The organism is Paenibacillus sp. FSL K6-1122, from assembly GCF_037977015.1.
In the GTDB taxonomy this organism is placed as follows: domain Bacteria; phylum Bacillota; class Bacilli; order Paenibacillales; family Paenibacillaceae; genus Paenibacillus; species Paenibacillus amylolyticus.
Map to the genome: position 1 here is coordinate 1,979,647 of NZ_CP150272.1, position 21,837 is coordinate 2,001,483.

A 21,837-nucleotide genomic window follows, 5' to 3' on the forward strand; every position below is an offset into this window, starting at 1 on the left:
GAAAAAGCCGTTAATAGCTCGCCTTGCGATTGTGTCTAGTTTATTGTATTTGGTGAACAAAGGAAATTATTTTTTCTCGATTCCGATCAGAAAAGGAGAAGTTTCTCGCTGCAATTGGCGATACATCACAACCTGTGCCTGTTCCACCGGAAGGGCAGAGGACCAGTCCAATACAGCTTCTGCTTCCTGCGCCCCTCCGTCATGACCAGGGTAGAGCACAACCGTAATGATGCCGCGAGGACGTAATAAAGCGAGTGCGGCTTCGAGTGCAGCGATTGTGCTGTCTGTCTCGGTGATGATGGAGGAATCTGCACTTTCTGAAGGCAGGTACCCCAAGTTGAACATAACTGCACCAACCGCACCAAGCCATGACTCAGGCACCGCTTCTGCCATTCGATCATGGCTTAGTTGAAGCATGGAGATGGAGCCAAGCTTGGCTTCATCATTTTGTTTTCGAATCCGGGCCTGTGCCAGCGTGAGGGCTTCACTTTGAATATCGAATCCAATGACTTGACCACGCCGGCCTACTTGTTGTGCCAAAAATAGTGTGTCTGCTCCTGTGCCAACCGTTGCATCTATGGCCAGATCACCTGGCTGCAGACGGGAAGCAATCCACTGATGTGCACAGCTGAGAACTGAAAGAAAGCCCATCTATGCTCGCCTCCAATACTTACCTTGCCATGAATCCCGCTCTCGCAGCTCACGATCAATGGAGTTCAACACTTCCCATTTGTTCATGGACCACATCGGTCCAATCAACAGATCACGTGGTGCGTCGCCTGTAAGACGGTGTACGATCATTTCCGGTGGAAGCATCTCCAGTGTATCTACGATCAGTTTGATGTACTCGTCCTGATCCAAAAAACGTAAAAGACCGGCTTCGTATTGCTTCACCATTGGTGTTTTGCGCATCAGATGCAGCAGGTGAATCTTGATTCCCTGTACATCCATATTGGCAACTGCACGTCCAGTGTCCAGCATCATCTCATGTGTCTCTTGAGGCAGACCATATATGATATGTGTGCACACACGTATATTCCGTTTGCGCAGTTTCTCAACCGCTTCTTCGTAACACTTCGTGTCGTGCGCGCGATTAATCAATGTTGATGTGGAATCATGGATCGTTTGAAGGCCCATCTCAACCCACAGATAGGTGCGTTCGTTCAGTTCAGCCAAATAATCAACAACGTCATCTGGCAAACAATCCGGGCGAGTAGCGATGGACAAACCAACAACACCGGGTTGCTCAAGAATTTCTTCAAAATATTCGCGCAGCTCCTCAACCGGAGCATACGTATTCGTATAGGCTTGGAAGTAGCCAATATAATGGGCTTTAGGCCACTTGAGGTGCTGTTTATCTCGAATTGTATTGAATTGGGTGACCAGATCTTCACGTCTGCTGCCGGCAAAATCGCCTGATCCACGCGCACTGCAGAAGGTGCAACCACCTTTGGCAATGGAACCGTCGCGGTTGGGACAGGTGAATCCAGCATCCAGCATCACTTTGAAAACCTTATTGTTAAATTGATCGCGCATCTCATAATTCCAGGTATGGAATCGTTTATCTCCCCACAGGAGAGGGGACTCTAATGCAGGTGCATTCATCTTCAGGGTACTCCTTTGGCTGTCGAATTACCGTAATCATACGTGAACAAAAGAAGAAGCGCTATGCGATTTCCGTCATAGACGATGGATAGCGATTATAGGTGTCTTCATGAACTTTAGCATTTTGCATTATTCGATTTCAATCGCTCACGGGTACAAGATATGGACAGGAAAAAGCATCCTGATCCATATCTTGCTGATTGGAAGACGCTTATGGGATTTATGCAAAATGCTCACTTTATCATTGTATCAAAAAACTAAAAAAAAAGGGAATCGAAACGCAAAAATAGGCCGTAAAATCAAGGTTTTTTCCTTGCTATAGTTTACACCTTATGTTATATTTAAATCAGCGTCAGACACCATCTAATGGGTATTATTCATCATAGCATTTGAATCAACGTTGACGTCATGGACCATACTATACCGTGAGGTGATATGAATGAATTCCCAAGTTAAAAACAATGAATTGAATCATGTGTCTGTTGAATTGACGGCAGAAGAAGCACTGGCTTTAACAGGTGTTCGTTTTAATGGAAATCCGAAAGTGAAAGCGGCTGCAAGACAAAAAGTTCGCGATGCTTTCGAAAAGACATTTGATTTTTCACACCAAGATAAGGTAGACTATGAACTACTAAAGTAGTTGGACCCCAATTCCAAATAAATCGAAGAGGGAATCTTTGAGATTTGCCCAAAGTGGCAGATCCGAAGATTCCCTTTTCATTGCTCTTTACAATTTGCCAGTTCTTCGGCAAAATAAGTCTGAGACAAGTATGGGACAAACGGAGGAATAAAATGCGTTTACGTGGCAGAAAAGGGATAAGAGAAAATCTGGAGCAGCAAATTGATCTTGTTGTACTGGACCCCAAGCAACATAAAGGAAAATGGTCTGAACTGTTTGGCAATGATCACCCGATCTTCGTGGAATTTGGTATGGGTAAAGGTCAATTTATCAGCCAAATGAGTTATAAATATCCGGAATTTAATTTCATCGGTATTGATATGTATGATGAACTGGTGCGTCGTGCCAGTGAGAAAGCTCGTAATGCGTGGAGTCAGGCTGATGTGGAGACACCTCCGAACCTGAAGCTTGCGCTGGCGAATATTGAACAGATCGAAGAAGTTTTTGAACCGGAAGAACTGGAACGCATTTATTTGAACTTCAGTGATCCTTGGCCAAAAGCAAAGCATGCACGTCGTCGGTTGACGCACCCGCGCTTCCTGAAGAAATACACGGAATTGCTTAATCCCAAAGGTCAGATTCATTTCAAAACCGATTCGGAGACGCTGTTTGATTTCTCACTCAACGCCATTGCCGACTTCGGCCTGCAAATGACCAATATTTCTTTGAATCTGCATCGTGATGGTTTGAATGAAGAACATGTGATGACGGAGTACGAGCAGAAATTCATGGGTAAAGGTATGAACATTCACCGGGTTGAAGTGATTGTTGGTGAAGAGGCCTTGCGTGAGTATCAGCAGACACGTCTGGACAAGTATAAAGTTCGTGAAGCTTCGGATGAGTCTGGCGAAGATCAGGAACAGGAATAAATCGAAATCTAACTTAAACTCATTAAATAAGAGCGACACATGAGGGGAATGATTCATTCTCATAGGTCGCTCTTTTTTGCATTAACAATCGATGTGCATTACTCCATAAACTCACGTCTGGGATAAATTCAAAAGTTCTCTGAATGAAACTCTTTGCGACGATAATCGTTTGGTGTAACACCATTGAACTTTTTGAACATGCGATAGAAGTATGAACTGTTGGTGAATCCGGTCCTCTCGGCAATATCGGCAACGGAGTTCTCTGTCTCTACTAGCAGATGCTGGGCCTTGGCTATGCGGGTTTCGTTAATCACGTCCGTGAGCCCTTTCAGGGTGAGCTGTTTGTAGAGCCTGCTTACATAGATGGGCGACATGCCCAACTCATCTGCGATAGAAGTTAGACATAGATTGGGGTCCGCATAGTCCCGCTCAATAATGCCATTGATTTTACGAATCAACTCTTCGTGCTTCAGTGTACGTTTCTCCTCGACTTTGGAACCAAGCTCATCAAACATCCGATAGAAGTGTTCATGTACTTCACTGATGTCTTCCGCGTCTTTGACAGGCAGCATTAGACCATCCGAGACTGAATCAAGCGTGAGTTGATTATTCTTCTTGAGGGTATTTCGTACATGGTTCAGTGTCATCGTCAGATGGGATAAAGCTAGCTGGAAGACGGTAAATGGATATGCGGCTGTCTCGCCGACGATATCTGCATAGACTTGTTTTGCTTCTCGCGTCTTACCTGTCATTAGATGATCAACAAGTTGTCTTTCCTTACCTGCTGGAAATGCGTACTCCTTGGCGTGATAAGCCATGATGTCAGAGGTATAGATCAGACAGCCCGGTCCCATGAACAAACGATGAAGTGAGGCTTCGGCTGATCTGGTGTAGGATGCAATACTGTCTTCCAATGAATCTTCTTCCGTGCCGATCGTACAGGAGATGGAGCATTTCAAATGGGTCATTACAGCTGCCTGCATCATACGTAGCAGCTCTTCGATCCGGTTATGAGCAGGTTGCTCAAGTTCATGGTTTTCCGCTTTTTCATTGAAGATGAGTGTGATCAGATCACCCCCCATGTCCACAGCTTCCGCATTGTAGTGGAGATCGGCTGTCTCGGTGCAGATGTTCATCATGGCGTATTTTACAAGCTGGGTCTCATCACGATACGTTTCGCTGAATTCGGTAAAATGGTCAATACGCAGCAATACCAGTCTGGATGCACGCTGAACATCAATGGAGGAACCATAGAACTTCATCCGTTCTTCCAGCATACCTCCAGTTACTGTTTCGCGGCCCTGTAGGGCCCCTCGTAGAAAATCCTGCCGTAACAAATGAAGACTGCCACGTCGCTCTGCTTCCATCACACGTAAACGAACAAGCACCTTATCAATAGGGTGATATAGTTTTCGGGACACAAGGTAAGAGAGCAGTAACCCTGCGAAGAGAAGTCCAACACAAAACAGAACGGTATGTGTGCGCATACTCCGTATATCTGAGGTAATCAGATCATAAGGTGTTATTCTCACATAACGCCAACCCAGATCATCGGGAGCGGTATAGGTGATGAGCGATTTTTCTCCGTCGACCTTCTCGGTAAAGTAAGCTGATTGCTCCGTATCCTGCATAATTGGCTTCATAAAAGCTTCGCTGGAGAGATTTTTCATCAATGCACGGTCGCCAAAGTCGGATAAAAGGTCTCCATTCTCATTCACGATAAAGGTCTTGCCTGGTTGATCCACAGCATTCATATTGGGACTGAGCCAATCATCCTTGATATTAACGATGACAGCATAGTTTAGCTTCGCGTTATCATTAATCGTGTCATAACAGAGATAGGTGTAGCTGTTAACCTCTGTTGCTTCGGTAGAGCCGACCTGATATGTACGCGGGATGGGCACAAAAGGTTTATAGTCATGGAAGCGTTGGAGGATGCTTGTAATCCCCTGATCATCGATCTCCGAGATGGACTGCTGCCCATTGCGCACGTTGGAACTGATAAAGAATTCATTACTTTTGGAGTTATATACATAGATGGATTCAATAAAGGGAAGGGACATACGGTAGTTGTCGAGCTGCTCCATCGCCGATGTGATTTCATAGATATTTGGTTTGGAATAGAGCAGTAATGAAGAGATGGTGTAGTCCTGATAAATCTGATATGACAATGATTTTGCAGTCTCGGTCATTTTGGCCACTTCACGGCTGGTTTGAGTAAGACTGTTCATATCTGTACGATACACCTGACGAAGAGCAATTCGATTATAGTTGACGTACAAAATAGAAGAAACCACAAGTAAGGTAGCGACGGTACTGATAATAATGCCGATCAGAATCCGTGTGAAGACCTTCTGACTGTCCTCTGAACGTTTACGCATTCTGTTTCCCCCTCAGACCTCCTATTTTGGGTGAACCACATAGAAATTCATATACATACGTGAGGCTTCATAGTTGGAAGAGCAGAAGAGCAAGAGTAACTTGAATTATATATTATGTATGCGTTTACATCAATGATAGACAGGCTGTTTTGCCTGTTTTCTCTACATAAAGTTCAACTTTCGCTGAATTGTTCACTAGGTGTAGCCTATGCACGATATCAACATTTGTGAACGGATGTGTGTGGATGTCTGTTCATTTCATGGTTCGTTCATTTTGTTCATAGTTCATTTCGCAGAATCGTTCATTTTCTGAAGGGAAGCTTCAGTATCCGTGAGTGAAGAGAGCATCTACAATAAAAAGAGAGCTCCACCACGCAGCACCGCAAGAAATTCGGGAGGGATCGAGCCATGCTCAAAGAATTGAACAAAAACAAAATCATGTTTCTGATGCTGTTGCCCACGCTGATCTTTTTTCTGATTAACTCGTATTTTCCGATGGTCGGCATCTATTATGCGTTCACCCGGTATGATTTTGAAGGCGGATTATTTGGTAGTCCATTTGTCGGTCTGGAGAACTTTAAGTTCCTATGGCAATCCGGAATGTTGCTGAAGCTCACAACCAATACCGTGGGTTACAATCTCGCCTTCATTATATTAGGAAACGGTCTGGCGATCTTCTGTGCGATCATGCTTAGCGAGATCCGGGGCAGGTTATTCAAAAAAATTACGCAATCCGTCATGTTTTTACCGTATTTCATCTCATTTGTACTATTAAGTGTAATCGCTTACAACATGTTTAACTACGAGTCGGGTTTTGTGAACACGGTGCTCAAACGTTTTGAGGCCGGCCCGGTCGACATTTATAACACACCCTGGATCTGGGTATTCCTGATCATCATCTTTTACCTATGGAAAAATCTTGGATACAGCATGGTCATTTATCTGGCCGCCATAACGGGTATCAGTGATGAGTATTATGAGGCTGCCCGAATCGACGGGGCCAATATATTTCAGCGGATCTGGTACATTACAGTACCGATGCTGAAGCCAACCTTTGTCATCCTGCTGTTGTTCTCACTCGGCAGTATTATGAAGGGGCAGTTTGACCTGTTCTATCAACTGATCGGTAACAACGGGGTGCTGTACAACGCTACAGATATTATTGATACGTATGTGTACCGTTCACTGAAAGTAACGTTTGATATCGGGATGGCAACGGCTGCTGGTCTGTATCAGTCCTTGTTTGGATTCATTTTGATCATGACCGTCAACTATATTATCCGCAAAGTAAATGAGGACTACGCCTTGTTCTAGAACGCCCGCAGGGCAGGAGGGAGAACGATCATGAACACGCCAATGAATACTCACACTCGTACGAATACGCGTCTCAGAGATTCGGAATTCACTTTAATGTTTCAACTGATTTCCTACAGCTTCATCATCATTTTATCAATCATGTGCTTGCTACCGTTTCTGCTGATTTTATCCGGTTCATTCAGCAGCAACGAGTCCATTGTGAGGGATGGTTATCACCTTTTTCCAACGGACTTTTCCCTGGAAGGTTACAAAATGGTGTTCAAATTCCCGACTCAGGTACTCAAGGCTTATGGGGTAACGGTCTTTACAACGGTGGTGGGGACTACGCTAGGGCTGTTCCTCATCACGATGGCTGGATTTGTGCTCCAGCGTAAGGATTTTAAATATCGGAACACGTTCTCGTTTTTTATCTACTTCACAACCCTGTTTGGTGGGGGACTTGTGCCTTGGTACATTATGCTGGCGAACTACTTCAATCTCACAGATACGTACACCGTACTTATTTTCCCGGGGTTGATGACGCCATTCCTCATTATCCTGATGAAAAACTTCATTCGCTCGGCAGTGCCGGATGAATTGATTGAGTCCGCCAAAATTGATGGAGCGAATGACTTCCGCATCTATTTCAGCATTGTGTTGAAACTGGCGATGCCTGGTATCGCCACCGTAGGGCTGTTTTTGGCACTGGGTTACTGGAATGACTGGTTTACCTCATCCCTCTTCATTAACAACCCGGATATGTACCAACTTCAATTTTATCTCTACAACACGATGAACACGATTACATTCATTGACCAGATGGCGATTGGCACAGGGATCACACTCAGTCAGGATGTGCCTACCGAATCAACCAAGATGGCAATGGCTATCGTTGTAACGGGACCGATTTTGTTCCTGTATCCGTTTGTACAACGTTATTATGTTAAAGGACTCACCATTGGTGCAGTGAAAGGTTAGAACGTGAACGCGCTGTGGGCGTCAGGCCACTGATATCATTTCAGGTCTGAAACATGGCGAGTCTGCGCTAACATATAAAGGTTCACCACAAAAAGGGAGGATGCGTATGCGTAACAAAACAATTCGGCACCTGTCTCTGGTACTTGCCCTGATGTTGTTCGCCGGGGTATTTGCCGCATGTAATAACGATTCGGGGGGATCGACGCAAGGAAGCGAGCAGGGAGGAACATCCGGGAACAAAGGCGAGAAAGTCACGCTCCAATTTTACATGCTTGGGGATGCTCCGAAAGATCTACCTGTTATTGAATCCGAGATCAATAAGCTGGCGGAGGCTGATCTGAACGTCAATGTGAAATTCAACTACACCTCATGGACCGACTGGGATCAAAAATATAAACTGCTGCTGTCTTCCGGACAGCCGATCGATCTGATCTTCACAGCGGATTGGACATTCTACCAGTCCTATGCCAAGAAGGGCGCGTTCCTGCCACTGGATGAAATGCTGCCTACGGCAGCGCCGGCGCTGAAAGCTCATGTACCTGATGACATGTGGAATGCTGTCAAAATCAATGACAAAATCTATACTGTTCCATCAACTTGGATTGAGTATGTAACCGAGGGAATTGCGTACCGTGAGGACTTGCGCGAGAAGTACAATCTTCCAAAACCGGAATCCTTGGAGACGCTAGAAGCGTATCTGGAGGGCATCAAAGCCAACGAACCCAATATGATTCCGATTGCGGATAGCAATGCCAACCATACCCATGGTATTCGTCAATTGACATCCAAGCTGGTTAATACAGCAGGTCAACTTCCATATGGACTGGATATTATGTATGAAACACCAACAACCGTGACGTCCTACTGGGGATCGGCGCAACATCTGGAAGACCTGAAAACATACAAACGCTGGATGGATAAAGGCTTTTTCCCGAAAAACGTACTGAATGTAAAGGATACTTCCAACTCATTGCTGCAAAATGGAAAAGCGGCTGTTGTTCTGTCCGGGGAGAACCCGAACAAATTTAATGCAGATGTTATCAAGGTGCAGTCTACTCATCCAGATTGGAAACTGGCTTATTTCCCGTACCCGAATGCGAAAGGGTTTGCACAACCGGTTCACCCTATCCACAATGGTTTTGCGATTCCGCGTAGCAGTAAAAACCCGGAAAAAGCATTGGCATTTTATGAGAAACTGGTGACAGACAAACGATATAATTGGTTGACTGAATACGGCGTTGAGGGCAAAAACTTCGAGGTAGATAATGGTTACTACAAGATGGTCGGAGATGCACAAACCAATGGCTTCCCACGTGAGGGGATGAATGGCTGGGCATGGCGTAATCCGGAATTCATGCTCTATGATAAAACCTTTGATGACGTGCTGACCATGTTTGAAGATCTCGACAAAATCAAAAAGCCGGATATTTATACCGGATTTGCTGAAGACTGGACACCTTACCAAGCCGAGAAGGCTGCATTGGAACAAGTAGAAAAACAATATCTGTATCCGCTTAATGTAGGTTTGGTGGCAGACGTAGAGGCTGGATTGAACACATTTATGGAGAAGGCTAAACAAGCAGGATTGGAAAAAATTCAGGCAGAATACACCAAGCAGTGGCAGGAGTACTTGAAGTCTACAGGCATACAATAGTTTGTACTTTCCTTCATAAAGAAAAGGTGCCTTCTGATTCGAAGGCACCTTTTCAATGTGGTTGCAGGCTTGTTTGAAGCCGTTGGTTAGAGGCATGATTGGACGAAGAATGCGGGAAGCGACATCCTAATGGGATAAATTCATAAACGGGCCTCTTCTGCGGATGAAGGACGAACGTCCTCCAGCAGATCAATAATACTTTGAGCGCTCTGCATTGGATGAACCTTGGCGATTTCCGCCAGATGACGTTTGCGTTTACGTACAACATCCGGGTAGTGATGCAACAGCTTGTTCATCCATTTAACCACTACGTCGGGCGAAGTTATGGGTTCTCCCAACCCTCTTGCCGTAAAATAATGGACGTTTTCTTCTTCCTGACCAGGAATAGGGTTGTGGAACAACATGGGAATTCCTTTGGCCAAGCCTTCACTGCATGTCATTCCCCCAGGTTTGGTAATCAGAAGGTCGGATACTTCCATTAATTTGTCCACTTCGTTGGTGTATCCCATAATGTGAATGTTTTCTTTGCGATACATGGGGTTCTGTTCCATGCTGATCCGTGTTTTATCGTTGCGACCGAGACAAAAAATGATTTGAATATCTTCATGCCAGCGTGTCAGTAGCGGATGGACCAGCTTGTCGCTGAGCATTCCCCAACCGCCGCCCATCACCAGTACAGTAGGCATGTTCTTGAGGTTAAATCTGCTTCGGATCTCTTCTCGCCCGGGATGCTCCCAGAAATTTGGATGCACCGGAATGCCCGTGACTCGAATGTTTTCTGCAGGTACGCCTCGTAGCATAAGTTTGGACTTAACCTCATCTGAAGAAACCAGATAAAGGTCTACTTCACGGTTAATCCACGTCCCATGTGCATCATAGTCGGTGATGACTGTGCATAGGGGAACCTGTACACCCAGACGCTTCAGTCTGGATATGACAGCACTTGGAATCGGATGTGTACAGACGATCGCATCGGGACGTAACTGGCGCACAACGCTGCGTGTGTGTGTATAGAACAGTTTATGCAACGCCAGTGTTGTCAGCCTGTTCAATGATTTTTTATATTGGTGTCTGTATACGTACCCGAAAAGTTTGGGTTGGTTGGTAACCGTTTTTTTGTATGCTGTTATAATCAGAGGTGCAACCTTTGGATTTAAGAAACTTCCCAGTTCAAGCACTTTTGTCTGCACGTCTGGCGAGAGCTTTCGCAAATTGCTGGACAGTGCATAGGCGGCTTGAGTATGACCCGTACCAAAGCCTTCAGATAATAGTAATACTCTTTTTTTCTCCACGCTTGCTTCACCTGTTCCTGCTAGGTTTTTCTGAGTCTAACATATCGGCTTTAAGACCAGAATGCAACTGTTGCAAGTGCGACTAAAGTACCTATTGTGGCACCCGCCAGAACATCGGAAGGATAGTGTAACCCCAGATAAATTCGAGAGAATCCGACAATAAGGGCCACAGGCAACAATATTAGCAATAAGATCGGATCAGTGGTCATAAAGGGAACTGTGACCGAAAAAATGGCAGTTGTGTGCCCTGAAGGAAACGAGTGATCCGTCAGGGGATTACGGAACGTAATTGTATCCGGCAAGGCCAGATAAGGTCGAATGCGGGGATACAATTTTTTCGCGATGGCTACAGGGATGTGGCTGACCGCAAGGGCGATACATGCCTGGAGTCCTGTTGTGCTCCATGGAGCTGGAGCAAGCAGCCAGATTAACAACGATATTGCAATAGATGAAGTTGCTCCACCCAGATGGGTGAAATAATACAGCCAAAAATTCATAAAACGATTATGAAGTCGGCCGTTGATCCACATAAAAACATTTCGATCATAATCTTGAAACTTTAAGAATAAACGGCTCATATTGGCCTCCTGCCAGTCAGGCCGCCCATAATGGCGGCATTATTTCCGGTGATTTTCTGCATCCGGTTTCGTCCTGATTAGTATATAACCGTTTTTCATGAACTTGAGGTTATTTCAGGTATATGTTTATCATATTTTTAAATGTTGTCCTTTTCAAGAAGAACCCATGTAAAGAACGTGAAATTCATGTTAAAGAGTGGATATATACCCATCTTAACTTTTTGACTTGGGTCAGCCAAAAAAGATACAATGATTCAACATGGCTGAAATGAGGTAAAAAAATGTGAGTTCTGTTTCAAACTTTTTGAGGTCTGTTTGCGTTATTTGTTATAGAGCCTCTGACGAAGATTATCATGCTGATGAAAAAAGCAGGGACTTTAGAAATAAAAATCAAGTAAACGGCTGAAAATAAGATATAACAGGCATGAATGCGAGGTTGTGGTATCACGAAGTGTCTATTCAGCGTTTAAAGATCACATTTCTGCTTCAGAAAGTGGAATTGGGGTTTTGACAAATGACTGAAAAGGATACAGAATCGATAAAGCAGCCAACTGATAGCAACCAAGCTTTGAAACATTGCCTGATATAATCACGTAGTACACAAAAGAACAGGGTCATATTCTGCAGATCAAAAAAAAATAAATTGCAGAATCAGGAAGAGAAATGCTTGAGTAAACTGGGTTTTGAAAAAAAGGGGGTAACAGAGAACGATGTTGGACGCTATATTCGTCACGATGCAGGTCATTCTGGCACTGCTAGCCGTGTACCAATTCACGTTTTCGCTGTTCGGTCTGATTAAGAAAAAGAAAAAGAAACATTATCCGGCGACAAAATCATTCGCTGTACTCGTCGCAGCACACAATGAGGAACAAGTCATTGGTGCCTTGATGGAGAACTTGAAACAACTTGATTATCCGGAAGATCTGTACGATGTGTTTGTCATCTGTGACAACTGTACGGATGGAACGGCTCAAATTGTCAGAGAGCATGGATTAAACGCATGTGTACGTACCAATGCCGATTTAAGAGGTAAAGGGTACGCCATCGAATGGATGCTTAAGTACCTGTGGAAATTGCCACGTCAGTATGACGCAGTTGTTATGTTTGACGCGGATAACCTGGTTGACCGTAACTTCTTGCTTGAGATGAATGATGACTTGAACAATGGTTCGCGTGTTATCCAAGGATACATTGATACGAAAAATCCGGAGGATTCCTGGATTACTGCAGCTTACGGTGTTTCTTACTGGTACATCAACCGTCTGTGGCAGTTGTCTCGTCATAACTTGAATATGGCGAATTTCCTCGGAGGAACCGGAATGTGCTTTGAGACCAACCTGTTGAAGGAAATTGGTTGGGGTGCAACAAGTCTGGTTGAGGATCTGGAGTTTACGATGCGCAGTGTGCAACGTAATGTGTATCCTGTTTTCAACTATGACGCCAAAGTATTTGATGAGAAGCCATTAACATTCAAAGCTTCAGCGAGACAACGTCTGCGCTGGATGCAAGGTCACTTTACAGTTGCGCGTAGATACTTCTTCCCGCTGCTATGGCAGTCCATTAAGGAAAGAAGCCTGGTGAAATTTGACCTTGCTATCTACGGAGCCAATGTCTATGTGGTGTTGCTTACGTTCCTGATGACGGCTGTGATGTGGGTAGACATGGCTATATTCAGTGGTCCGCACATTGCTAATATTTATGGATACTTCCCGTTATGGGTTGGGTTCGTGGCTATTGGTTTGAACATTCTGACGTTCCTGTTGTCCATGGCGCTGGAGAAGGTTACCTTTGCCAAAGTTTATCTATATCTGATTTTGTTCCCGATCTACCTGCTGTCTTGGTACCCGATTACGTTCTACGCTTTCTTTACACAGAACAACAAACAGTGGAGCCACACTCAACATACACGTGTTGTACGGTTGGATGAGGTGCAAAGCAAACAAGGGTAAGGAACATGCATGCGATACTTTGTTGACATCTGATATCACAAATGTGTAATTCACGAAAAAAAGTTGTGAAGAATGTTGACAATGTATTTCATGGGTGATATAGTATTCAAGTGCCTTAAAGCGAATAGCAATGGAATCACAAGCAGAAGTCCGACTTCTCACCTGATCAACAAACATGTTGGCTGGTCAACGATCCCAATAATTTATGAAGTGTATACTCATGAAGAATTGTGTTGATTACAGGGATGTCGGTAGCTTGACCGGCATCCCTTTTATTTTTGTTTAACTGGATATTCAAAATGACCTGGAGGTGGACGATTATTAGTAAAGATCACATGATTAATGATGAGATTCGGGCGAAGGAAGTACGCCTTGTCGGAGCTGAAGGAGAACAAATTGGGATTACGCCCATTCGCGAAGCACTGCAAATGGCGATTGACCTGAATTTGGATCTGGTCAATGTGGCACCACAGGCTAAACCGCCGGTGTGTCGTATTATGGACTATGGCAAATTCCGCTATGAGCAACAAAAGAAAGATAAAGAAGCCCGTAAGAACCAGAAAATTGTTGATATTAAAGAAGTATGGTTCCGTTCCAATATTGAGGAGCACGATTATCAAACGAAGCTTCGTAATGTAGTTAAGTTTTTGAACGAAGGCGACAAAGTGAAATGTTCTGTTCGTTATCGCGGACGTGAAATTGCACATGCCGCGATTGGTCAACGGATTTTGGAGCGCGTTAAGGTAGAAGTTGCAGAACTTTGTACTGTTGAACGTCAACCGAAATTGGAAGGCCGCAGTATGATCATGATTTTGGCTCCTAAAGCCTGATAACATTGGAGGAGGAAACACAAAATGCCTAAAATGAAAACACACAGCAGTTTGAAAGGACGCTTCAAAATTACCGGTTCCGGTAAGGTCCTTCGTTACAAAGCTCACAAAAACCACTTGCTTTCCCACAAATCCAAACGTGCTAAGCGCGTTCTGAACGGTAACCCAGTTATGGCTGCCGGGGATGTTAGACGTTTGAAACAAGGCTTGGCTAACTTGAAAGGCTAATTTTAATTAGTACATTCCGTATGGGGGATCGGCTACGGCCGTACACATACCACGGATACATTTATATTTATTTGGGAGGTTCTTTAATATGGCAAGAGTAAAAGGCGGTTTTGTAGTACGTCGTCGTCATAAAAAGGTTTTGAAACTGGCAAGAGGTTATTTCGGTTCCAAACACCGTATTTTTAAAACAGCTAACGAGCAAGTAATGAAATCCCTGGTATACGCATACCGTGACCGTCGCAACACGAAACGTAACTTCCGCAGACTGTGGATCGTTCGTATCAATGCTGCAGCACGTATGAATGGTTTGTCTTACAACAAACTGATCCATGGTTTGAAACTTGCTGGAGTAGACATGAACCGCAAAATGTTGGCTGATCTGGCCGTTAACGACATCAATGCGTTCAACTCTTTGGCTACTGTAGCTAAAGGCAAAATCAACGCTTAAATTGTATGATACAAGCCGCCGTACCTATATGGCGGCTTTTTTTACGGCTTGGGAAGAAATTCGAGGATGAATCTCTGAGTGAGTAGAGCGAATAGGCTGTAGTCTGGAAGGGAACAATGAAACCAGATAACTGGTGAATAACGGTCCATGGGAATACATAAAATACGAACGGTGAAATAATACAAATAAAAACAGGTAAATCCCTCTCATCACTAAAGTTTACGATATGTTTTTGTTATATAACATTACATCGTTGTAACGTTAGTGTGTTAAATCGCTAAATTATTAAGCGTTTTCAATAAAAAAAGAACAAAAATATGTGATATTTGGTGATGAAACATCTGGATTTTAACACTGGTTGATTGTATAATCACCTCTAGTAGGCTAGTCCTAGATTTTTCTCTCCATGTCATAATGTTCGGTTTTTCGACAGGTGATAGGATGCTTCAAGGGTGAGAATGCGCTTTTAATGTCGAAGAAACCATACATTCTGCATAAAAGTCATTCCTGCTATCTGTTAACCGTTCAATTGTAGGCTGGATTGGAATGAGGGATATATCATTAAGGGGGAAAAAGAGAAATGAAAAAGATGCTCAGCTTGTCTTTGGTAATGTTGCTGGCGGTATCGGTTATGCTCGCAGGTTGCGGTAGCAAACCGAAAGAAGAAACAAATGCCGGAGGAGATACAGGTGGCACTTCCACTGAAGCAAAATCCGATCTCAAAATCGGTATGGTTACTGACGTAGGTGGAGTTAATGACAAATCCTTTAACCAATCCGCTTGGGAAGCTCTGCAAGCGACTGAAACAGAAACAGGTGCTGCTGTTAAATACCTGCAAAGTAAATCCGATGAAGAATACATTCCTAACTTGAACGAATTCGTTAAAGGTGGATATGATCTGACTTGGGGTATCGGTTTCCAATTGGCTGATGCAATCAAAACGGTTGCTGACCAAAACCCGGATGCTAAACTCGCGATCATTGACAGCGTAGTGGATTCCCCTAATGTTAAATCCGTAACTTTTGCTGAAGAAGAAGGCTCTTTCCTGGTTGGTGTTGTTGCGGGTCTGACAACAAAAACGAACAAAATTGGTTTTGTTGGCGGTATGGAAAGCCCACTGATCAAAAAGTTTGAAGTTGGATTCAGAGAAGGTGTTAAAGCAGTTAACCCTGACGCTAAATTCATTTCTAACTACACAGGTGCATTTGATAAACCTGACCTGGGTAAAGCAGCAGCAGCAACACTTTACAATGAAGGCGTAGATATTATCTTCCACGCTTCTGGCGCAACAGGTAACGGTGTGTTTAACGAAGCAATTGCTCGTAAGAAACAAGGTCAAGATGTATGGGTTATCGGTGTTGACAAAGACCAATCTCTTGAGTTTGGTGATGAGATCACACTGACTTCCATGATCAAAAAAGTTGACGAAGCAGTTAAGCGCGTTAACAAAGAAGTAGTTGATGGTACATTCGCTGGCGGTTCCGAGAACCTGACTTTGAAAGAAAACGGCGTAGGTATTGCTGATACCTCTACTGCCAATGTACCTGCTGATACACTTGCAAAAGTGGAAGAGTACAAAGAAAAAATCATCAGCGGCGAAATCAAAGTTCCTACGGAGTAATTTTGATCTTAGTCGCAAATGAATAATCATTGGGGCCGGTCTTGACCGGCCTTATGATTGCAAGAACAGGAACATTTGATCAAGTCATCATAACAATTGTACAAGGTCACTGTGCATCAACGCTCCGGTAGGAGCTTTTCTTAAGATAATGGAATTGATATGTTCTTAATGAGCTGAACCATTCGATTATCGCAAGAAAAACTTCAGCTAAGCGCGGTCTGTCTTCTTTGAAAGTACGTCGATAGACGTCTTTTTTTACGTTTGCGGAACCACACTATATCAGTTATAAGGGTGATTACATGGGTGCAGCAACCCCCGTCGTTGAGTTAAAACAAATTACGAAGCGTTTCCCAGGCATTGTTGCCAACGACGCCATCAGCCTTCAGCTTCGTAAGGGCGAGATCCATGCGCTACTGGGCGAAAACGGCGCTGGTAAGTCAACGTTGATGAATATTGTATTTGGTCTCTATCAGCCAGATGAAGGTTCCATTGAAGTGAATGGCAAGCCTGTCATCATCGACAGCCCTAACCGAGCGATCGATCTTGGCATAGGCATGGTGCATCAGCATTTTAAACTTGTACAGCCGTTCACGGTAACAGAGAACATTATTTTGGGATCTGAACCAACGAAGGGTCTCAATATTAACTATAAAAAAGCAGCCGCTGAAGTTCAGCGTCTTTCCGAACAGTATGGACTGAAGGTGAATCCTCATGCCAAAATTCATGATATTTCTGTCGGAATGCAGCAACGTGTAGAGATTGTTAAAACGTTGTATCGCGGTGCAGACATTCTGATATTTGACGAGCCTACAGCCGTATTGACTCCTCAAGAGATCAAAGAACTGATGATTATCATGAAGAAGCTTGTAGCTGAAGGAAAGTCCATTATTTTGATCACGCACAAACTGAAAGAGATTATGGAAATCTCCGATACGGTAACCATTATTCGTCGGGGTAAAGTAATTGATTCGGTTAAAACATCGGAAACCAATCCGAATGAGCTGGCAGAGAAAATGGTGGGGCGGAATGTCACATTCAAAGTGGACAAAAAACCGGCTACACCTGGAGCCAATGTGCTCGAAGTCAGTAAATTAACGGCCAAGAATAAAGAAGGTATTTCGGTTCTGAACCAACTTAACCTGAACGTACGTGCAGGAGAGATTGTTGGAATCGCAGGCGTGGATGGTAACGGTCAAAGTGAACTGATTGAAGCTCTTACCGGACTTCGTAAAGTAGAGAGCGGTTCGATTCTTTTGGAGGGCAAGGAGCTGTCCAATCATTCTCCGCGCCATATCTCGGAGTCGGGTGTAGCCCACATTCCGGAAGATCGACATAAACACGGACTTGTACTTGATTTTTCAGTGAGTGAAAATATCGTTCTGGAATCGTATTATAAAGCACCATACACCCGTAAAGGGTTCCTTAACTTCGATGCCATCAAACAGCAGGCGAAGCGGCTTGTTGAGGCTTTTGACGTGCGTACACCAAGCATCGAGACCAAAGCTCGGTCCTTGTCCGGAGGAAACCAGCAAAAGGCCATTATCGCCCGTGAGGTAGATAAAAACCCTGAACTGCTTATTGCTGCGCAACCAACGCGTGGTTTGGATGTAGGGGCTATTGAGTTCGTGCAAAAGCAACTGATTGCACAGCGCGATCAAGGGAAGGCTGTTCTGCTGATTTCATTTGAGCTTGATGAGATTATCAATGTATCTGACCGAATTGCTGTTATTTATGAAGGTCAGATCGTTGGTGAGGTGCTGCCGGAAGAAACCAATGACAGGGAGCTCGGCTTGATGATGGCGGGCAGCACCCAAAAGAGAGGTACTGCGCATGAATAACGTATTGAAATGGTTTACCCGAGATTCATTTATTTTACCTGTAGTAGCTATTATTATGGGTCTTATTCTCGGTGGAGTTGTCATGCTGATTGGTGGTTACAATCCAATTGAAGCCTATGGTGCATTGTTCACCAAGGTATTTGGCGACATGTACAACTTTGGTGAAGCAGTACGGGAAATGACACCACTAATTATGACTGGACTAGCATTTGCATTTGCATCACGTGCAGGGTTGTTTAATATCGGGGGAGAAGGTCAATTTCTCGTTGGTATGACCGCTGCAACATTTGTTGGTGTTAAATTTGCAGGTTTGCCGATCTACCTTCATGCGCCACTGGCTTTGATTGCCGGTGCATTGTTTGGTGGTCTGTGGGCCGCGATTGCTGGTTATTTGAAGGCGGCACGTGGGGTCAATGAAGTTATCAGTAGTATCATGTTGAACTGGATTGGTCTGTATCTGGCCAACCTTATCGTTCGCCAATTCTTGCTATTGAAGGGCGAGAATCGTTCCGTGGATATCAGCGAATCGGCTTCGATTAGTTTGACATGGCTCTCTGAGCTGATGGGCAATTCCCGTGTACACATGGGGACGTTGATTGCCCTTGTGATGGCTGTGCTCTTTTATATCTATATGTGGAAAACAAAACAAGGTTATGAAATCCGCGCGGTAGGTTACAACCCTAACGCGGCTGAATATGCAGGTATGCATGTTAACCGGAATATCGTAAAAGCGATGTTTATCAGTGGTATGCTTGCCGGTCTTGGTGGTGCATTCCAGGTTCTTGGTGTGTTCCAATACCAAACCGTAATGTCGGGTTCACCGGGAACAGGCTTTGACGGAATTGCGGTTGCCCTGATTGGTTTGAATCATCCGTTTGGGGTGTTATTGGGGGCAGTGTTGTTTGGTACCCTCACGTACGGATCTGCAGGTATGAGTTTTGCTGCGGATGTTCCGCCTGAGATTATTCGGATTGTGATCGGTTCGATTATCTTCTTCATTGCGGCACAAGGCATCGTGCGCTGGATACTTAAACCGTTCTATTCGAAGCGTAAGAAAGAGAAGGTGTTGTAGATGGACTTGTTGACAATTGGGCAAATTATCAATACGACGCTTGTCTTTGCTACGGCATTGATTTTTGCATCACTCGGCGGAATTTTTTCGGAAAAATCAGGTGTAACCAACCTTGGACTTGAAGGTTTTATGGTCTTTGGTGCCTTTGCAGCTGGAATCGGGGCGCATTATGCTCAAGAATCGGGCATGGGCGGAACGACATCGGCCTGGATGGGAGTTTTGCTAGCGATTGTATTGGGCGTACTGGTATCTCTGATTCATGCCGTTGCGTCTATCACATTTAAGGCAGACCAGATTATCAGTGGTATCGTCATTAACTTTTTGGCAGCAGGAAGTACGTTGTACTTGGTTAAACTGTTGTTTGAAGGTTCTGGTGATTCACCATTGGTTCAAGGCTTCAGCAAGTTTGATGTGCCATTGTTGAAAGACATTCCTTTGCTTGGAGAAGCCTTCTTTAAGAACGTATATCCAACGACATATCTAGCCATTCTGTTCGTATTCCTGACGTATTACATCATGTTCAAAACGCCATTTGGTCTGCGCCTTCGTTCTGTAGGTGAACATCCAAGTGCGGCTGATACGGTTGGTGTTAAAGTGCTTCGTTATCGCTATATTGGCGTTATGATCAGTGGTGCGCTTGCGGCCATTGGTGGAGCTGCGATTACGTTGACGACCACGGGTACGTTCTCACACAATACGGTTTCCGGCCAAGGTTATATTGCCATTGCAGCTATGATCTTTGGTAAGTGGAATCCGATTGGTGCCTTTGGTGCGGCTGTTTTCTTTGGATTCTCACAAGCGATCCGAAACTATGTACAGTTGTTTGAATGGTCACAAAGTATTCCCCAGGAAATTATTTTCATGTTGCCTTACCTGCTTACCATCATCGTTCTCGTTGCAGCGGTTGGACGTTCTTCGGCTCCGTCTGCACTCGGTGAAGCGTATGACCCTGGTAAAAGGTAAACTTGTAATATGTCAATTTACTATCCAAAAGCTTGATAAAAGGGTCCGCCTTGTGCGGGCCTTTTTTCGTTTTCTTGAACGCCCATCGACTTTTCCATGCTTAACTTGGTTCTCGTGCAGATACCCATATTTTCAGGTAGGGACAAAGAAACAGGCGAATTCAGTGATGGACGAATACACTGTTTTGAACGATCCGAGGAGGAGGGGAAAGTATGAAACAACAAGTTACGCGTGATGAAGCGATGAAATTAATAGGCAAAAATATTGTTGCAATCAAAAAAGACGGCACTCGGGTTACGGGAAAGCTGTTGAAAGTATCGGGCAACAAACTGGTACTCAAGCGTTTGAATGGCAAAAAAGTACGTACAAAAGCGATTCTGCCACTGGTATTGTTTGATCTGCTCGCTATTGCCACACTGCCTTATGCTTATGGAGGTGGTCCCGGCTTCGGTCCCGGATATGGACCTGGACCAAAACCAGGGCCTGGATATGGTCCAGGCTACGGACCGGGATATGGACCTGGAGGACCTGGTGGCGGATATGGACCTGGTCCTGGATTCGGCCCTTATGGTCCAGGTCCACGCCCACCAGGATTTTTCTAGGACATTCTATAATGTTTTTTCCAATTCGTAGCAGCGGCTTATCATGATGTATCGAATCGCGCTGTATCCATTTTTTTGATAAAACTGAAGCCCTTTGGTATTGCCCTCATCCACCATCACTTTAGATCTTCGACAACCCCGGGATACCGCAAAGCTCTCTGCTTTGAGCAACAAAGTTTGCCCGTAACGTTTGCGTTGTTCTTTCGGACTAACGGCCATCATATCGACATAGAGCAATTCCCCATGCATGAGAAAATGGATGAATGCCACAGCAGCTTTGTCTGGCTCCGGCGAGACAACAAAGGTCATGCCCCTGTTCATTCGCAGGGGTATTTCTTTGCGGATTTTATTAATTTCCTTTTCGCTCATATGGGATAAAGGAACAAGTTGAGTGTCAATCAGCTTCATGATGGCGCCATCATCCAGCTTGGATGTGCGTTGCCGAATCACCATGCGGAGCCTCCTTTCAGGACCAGTCGTGCTGCTCGTATATCCTATGCCCGAAGCAAGATAAAAGGTGACTGAATGAAGCGCTGGGATTAGGGCAACCTTATAGGCTGAAGAGGGAGGAAAGAAGGTTCTCTGAATTTTTATGCAAAACAGGTATTGACTTATCGGTTGGAGGAATCATATAATGTTCCTAACATTTAACGAGAATATTTCATCGGCTATGAAGAGGACGAAGTTTTAAGGGCTCTTTTGCTCAGAGAGTGGCTGGAATTGCTGAAACCACCACCATTATCCCTTATATACGAGCTCACCTCGGAGCTGTTTTCCTGAAAAGCACTGGATGTCACTCCTTTCGCGTATTAGGGAAAATCGTATGTCTGCGTTACAGACAACAGGTATGGGAAACGACTATGTTCGTTTGAGCTATTCGTTTTGTTGTACCTGGTAAGGTCCGTTATTGCGAAATTTCGGGCAAAGTTGGGTGGTACCACGGAAGCGATAACC

At 44.5% G+C, this 21,837-nt stretch carries 20 protein-coding genes; 14 read left to right on the forward strand and 6 right to left on the reverse strand.

What is annotated here, in order from left to right; all coding sequences use genetic code 11:
• Nucleotides 1-66 precede the first annotated feature (66 nt).
• Both NSQ20_RS08935 and NSQ20_RS08940 read right to left on the reverse strand, forming a co-directional pair.
• A complete protein-coding gene (locus NSQ20_RS08935; RefSeq protein ID WP_340032304.1) occupies nt 67-651 on the reverse strand; it encodes a class I SAM-dependent methyltransferase in 585 nt (194 codons plus the stop codon).
• The gene (locus NSQ20_RS08940) at nt 652-1,605 is read right to left on the reverse strand and encodes a TIGR01212 family radical SAM protein (protein WP_340032305.1); all 954 of its coding nucleotides are present in this window, start codon (nt 1,603-1,605) and stop codon (nt 652-654) included.
• Nucleotides 1,606-2,044: 439 nt separating this feature from the next.
• Between NSQ20_RS08940 and NSQ20_RS08945 the strand changes: the two genes are divergently transcribed.
• Both NSQ20_RS08945 and trmB read left to right on the forward strand, forming a co-directional pair.
• Nucleotides 2,045-2,245 (forward strand): hypothetical protein, encoded by a 201-nt coding sequence (locus NSQ20_RS08945; protein ID WP_036610190.1) that lies wholly within the window; start codon nt 2,045-2,047, stop codon nt 2,243-2,245.
• Between the two features lie 152 nt (nt 2,246-2,397).
• On the forward strand, nt 2,398-3,153 hold the full coding sequence (gene trmB, locus NSQ20_RS08950) for a tRNA (guanosine(46)-N7)-methyltransferase TrmB (RefSeq protein WP_076327060.1): 756 nt from the start codon (nt 2,398-2,400) through the stop codon (nt 3,151-3,153).
• Nucleotides 3,154-3,281: 128 nt separating this feature from the next.
• Here trmB and NSQ20_RS08955 read toward each other — a convergent pair whose 3' ends face one another.
• Nucleotides 3,282-5,534, reverse strand: coding sequence for an AraC family transcriptional regulator (locus tag NSQ20_RS08955; RefSeq protein WP_340032306.1), 2,253 nt, complete (start codon nt 5,532-5,534; stop codon nt 3,282-3,284).
• A 408-nt stretch (nt 5,535-5,942) separates the two neighbouring features.
• On the opposite strand from NSQ20_RS08955, the gene NSQ20_RS08960 reads away from it, so the two are divergent.
• From NSQ20_RS08960 to NSQ20_RS08970, 3 genes are all read left to right on the forward strand, one after another.
• Nucleotides 5,943-6,848: an ABC transporter permease subunit gene (locus tag NSQ20_RS08960; RefSeq protein WP_017689672.1), complete on the forward strand. Its 906-nt coding sequence runs from the start codon at nt 5,943-5,945 to the stop codon at nt 6,846-6,848.
• 30 nt (nt 6,849-6,878) lie between these two features.
• Nucleotides 6,879-7,808, forward strand: coding sequence for a carbohydrate ABC transporter permease (locus NSQ20_RS08965; RefSeq protein ID WP_340032307.1), 930 nt, complete (start codon nt 6,879-6,881; stop codon nt 7,806-7,808).
• 106 nt (nt 7,809-7,914) lie between these two features.
• Complete coding sequence (locus NSQ20_RS08970) at nt 7,915-9,462, forward strand: extracellular solute-binding protein (protein WP_340032308.1); 1,548 nt, start codon at nt 7,915-7,917, stop codon at nt 9,460-9,462.
• A gap of 140 nt (nt 9,463-9,602) precedes the next feature.
• Here the strand turns inward: NSQ20_RS08970 and NSQ20_RS08975 are convergent, their stop codons facing one another.
• Both NSQ20_RS08975 and NSQ20_RS08980 read right to left on the reverse strand, forming a co-directional pair.
• Nucleotides 9,603-10,754 carry a glycosyltransferase gene (locus NSQ20_RS08975; RefSeq protein ID WP_076327057.1) on the reverse strand — a complete coding sequence of 384 codons (1,152 nt, stop codon included), beginning with the start codon at nt 10,752-10,754 and terminating at the stop codon, nt 9,603-9,605.
• Between the two features lie 50 nt (nt 10,755-10,804).
• The gene (locus NSQ20_RS08980; RefSeq protein ID WP_017689668.1) at nt 10,805-11,332 is read right to left on the reverse strand and encodes a phosphatase PAP2 family protein; all 528 of its coding nucleotides are present in this window, start codon (nt 11,330-11,332) and stop codon (nt 10,805-10,807) included.
• Nucleotides 11,333-12,042: 710 nt separating this feature from the next.
• Here NSQ20_RS08980 and NSQ20_RS08985 point away from each other — a divergent pair.
• The 9 genes from NSQ20_RS08985 (at nt 12,043) to NSQ20_RS09025 (ending at nt 20,883) form a co-directional block, all read left to right on the forward strand.
• A complete protein-coding gene (locus tag NSQ20_RS08985) occupies nt 12,043-13,281 on the forward strand; it encodes a glycosyltransferase family 2 protein (RefSeq protein ID WP_036610177.1) in 1,239 nt (412 codons plus the stop codon).
• Nucleotides 13,282-13,616: 335 nt separating this feature from the next.
• Nucleotides 13,617-14,111, forward strand: coding sequence for a translation initiation factor IF-3 (gene infC / locus NSQ20_RS08990; RefSeq protein ID WP_017689666.1), 495 nt, complete (start codon nt 13,617-13,619; stop codon nt 14,109-14,111).
• A gap of 24 nt (nt 14,112-14,135) precedes the next feature.
• Nucleotides 14,136-14,339: a 50S ribosomal protein L35 gene (gene rpmI / locus NSQ20_RS08995; protein WP_017689665.1), complete on the forward strand. Its 204-nt coding sequence runs from the start codon at nt 14,136-14,138 to the stop codon at nt 14,337-14,339.
• Nucleotides 14,340-14,427: 88 nt separating this feature from the next.
• Nucleotides 14,428-14,787 carry a 50S ribosomal protein L20 gene (gene rplT, locus NSQ20_RS09000; RefSeq protein WP_017689664.1) on the forward strand — a complete coding sequence of 120 codons (360 nt, stop codon included), beginning with the start codon at nt 14,428-14,430 and terminating at the stop codon, nt 14,785-14,787.
• A gap of 580 nt (nt 14,788-15,367) precedes the next feature.
• The gene (locus NSQ20_RS09005) at nt 15,368-16,408 is read left to right on the forward strand and encodes a BMP family ABC transporter substrate-binding protein (protein ID WP_340032309.1); all 1,041 of its coding nucleotides are present in this window, start codon (nt 15,368-15,370) and stop codon (nt 16,406-16,408) included.
• A gap of 299 nt (nt 16,409-16,707) precedes the next feature.
• Nucleotides 16,708-18,246, forward strand: a complete 1,539-nt coding sequence (locus tag NSQ20_RS09010; protein WP_036610171.1) for an ABC transporter ATP-binding protein — start codon at nt 16,708-16,710, stop codon at nt 18,244-18,246.
• Entirely contained in the window at nt 18,239-19,318 is a 1,080-nt protein-coding gene (locus tag NSQ20_RS09015; protein WP_036610168.1) for an ABC transporter permease, read from the forward strand. Before NSQ20_RS09010 ends, NSQ20_RS09015 begins: the two co-directional genes overlap by 8 nt.
• On the forward strand, nt 19,319-20,281 hold the full coding sequence (locus NSQ20_RS09020) for an ABC transporter permease (RefSeq protein ID WP_047842245.1): 963 nt from the start codon (nt 19,319-19,321) through the stop codon (nt 20,279-20,281). It abuts the gene before it with no gap.
• A 212-nt stretch (nt 20,282-20,493) separates the two neighbouring features.
• Nucleotides 20,494-20,883 carry a hypothetical protein gene (locus NSQ20_RS09025; RefSeq protein WP_047842246.1) on the forward strand — a complete coding sequence of 130 codons (390 nt, stop codon included), beginning with the start codon at nt 20,494-20,496 and terminating at the stop codon, nt 20,881-20,883.
• A gap of 6 nt (nt 20,884-20,889) precedes the next feature.
• Here NSQ20_RS09025 and NSQ20_RS09030 read toward each other — a convergent pair whose 3' ends face one another.
• Nucleotides 20,890-21,336 (reverse strand): GNAT family N-acetyltransferase, encoded by a 447-nt coding sequence (locus tag NSQ20_RS09030; RefSeq protein ID WP_100529523.1) that lies wholly within the window; start codon nt 21,334-21,336, stop codon nt 20,890-20,892.
• Nucleotides 21,337-21,837 lie beyond the last annotated feature (501 nt).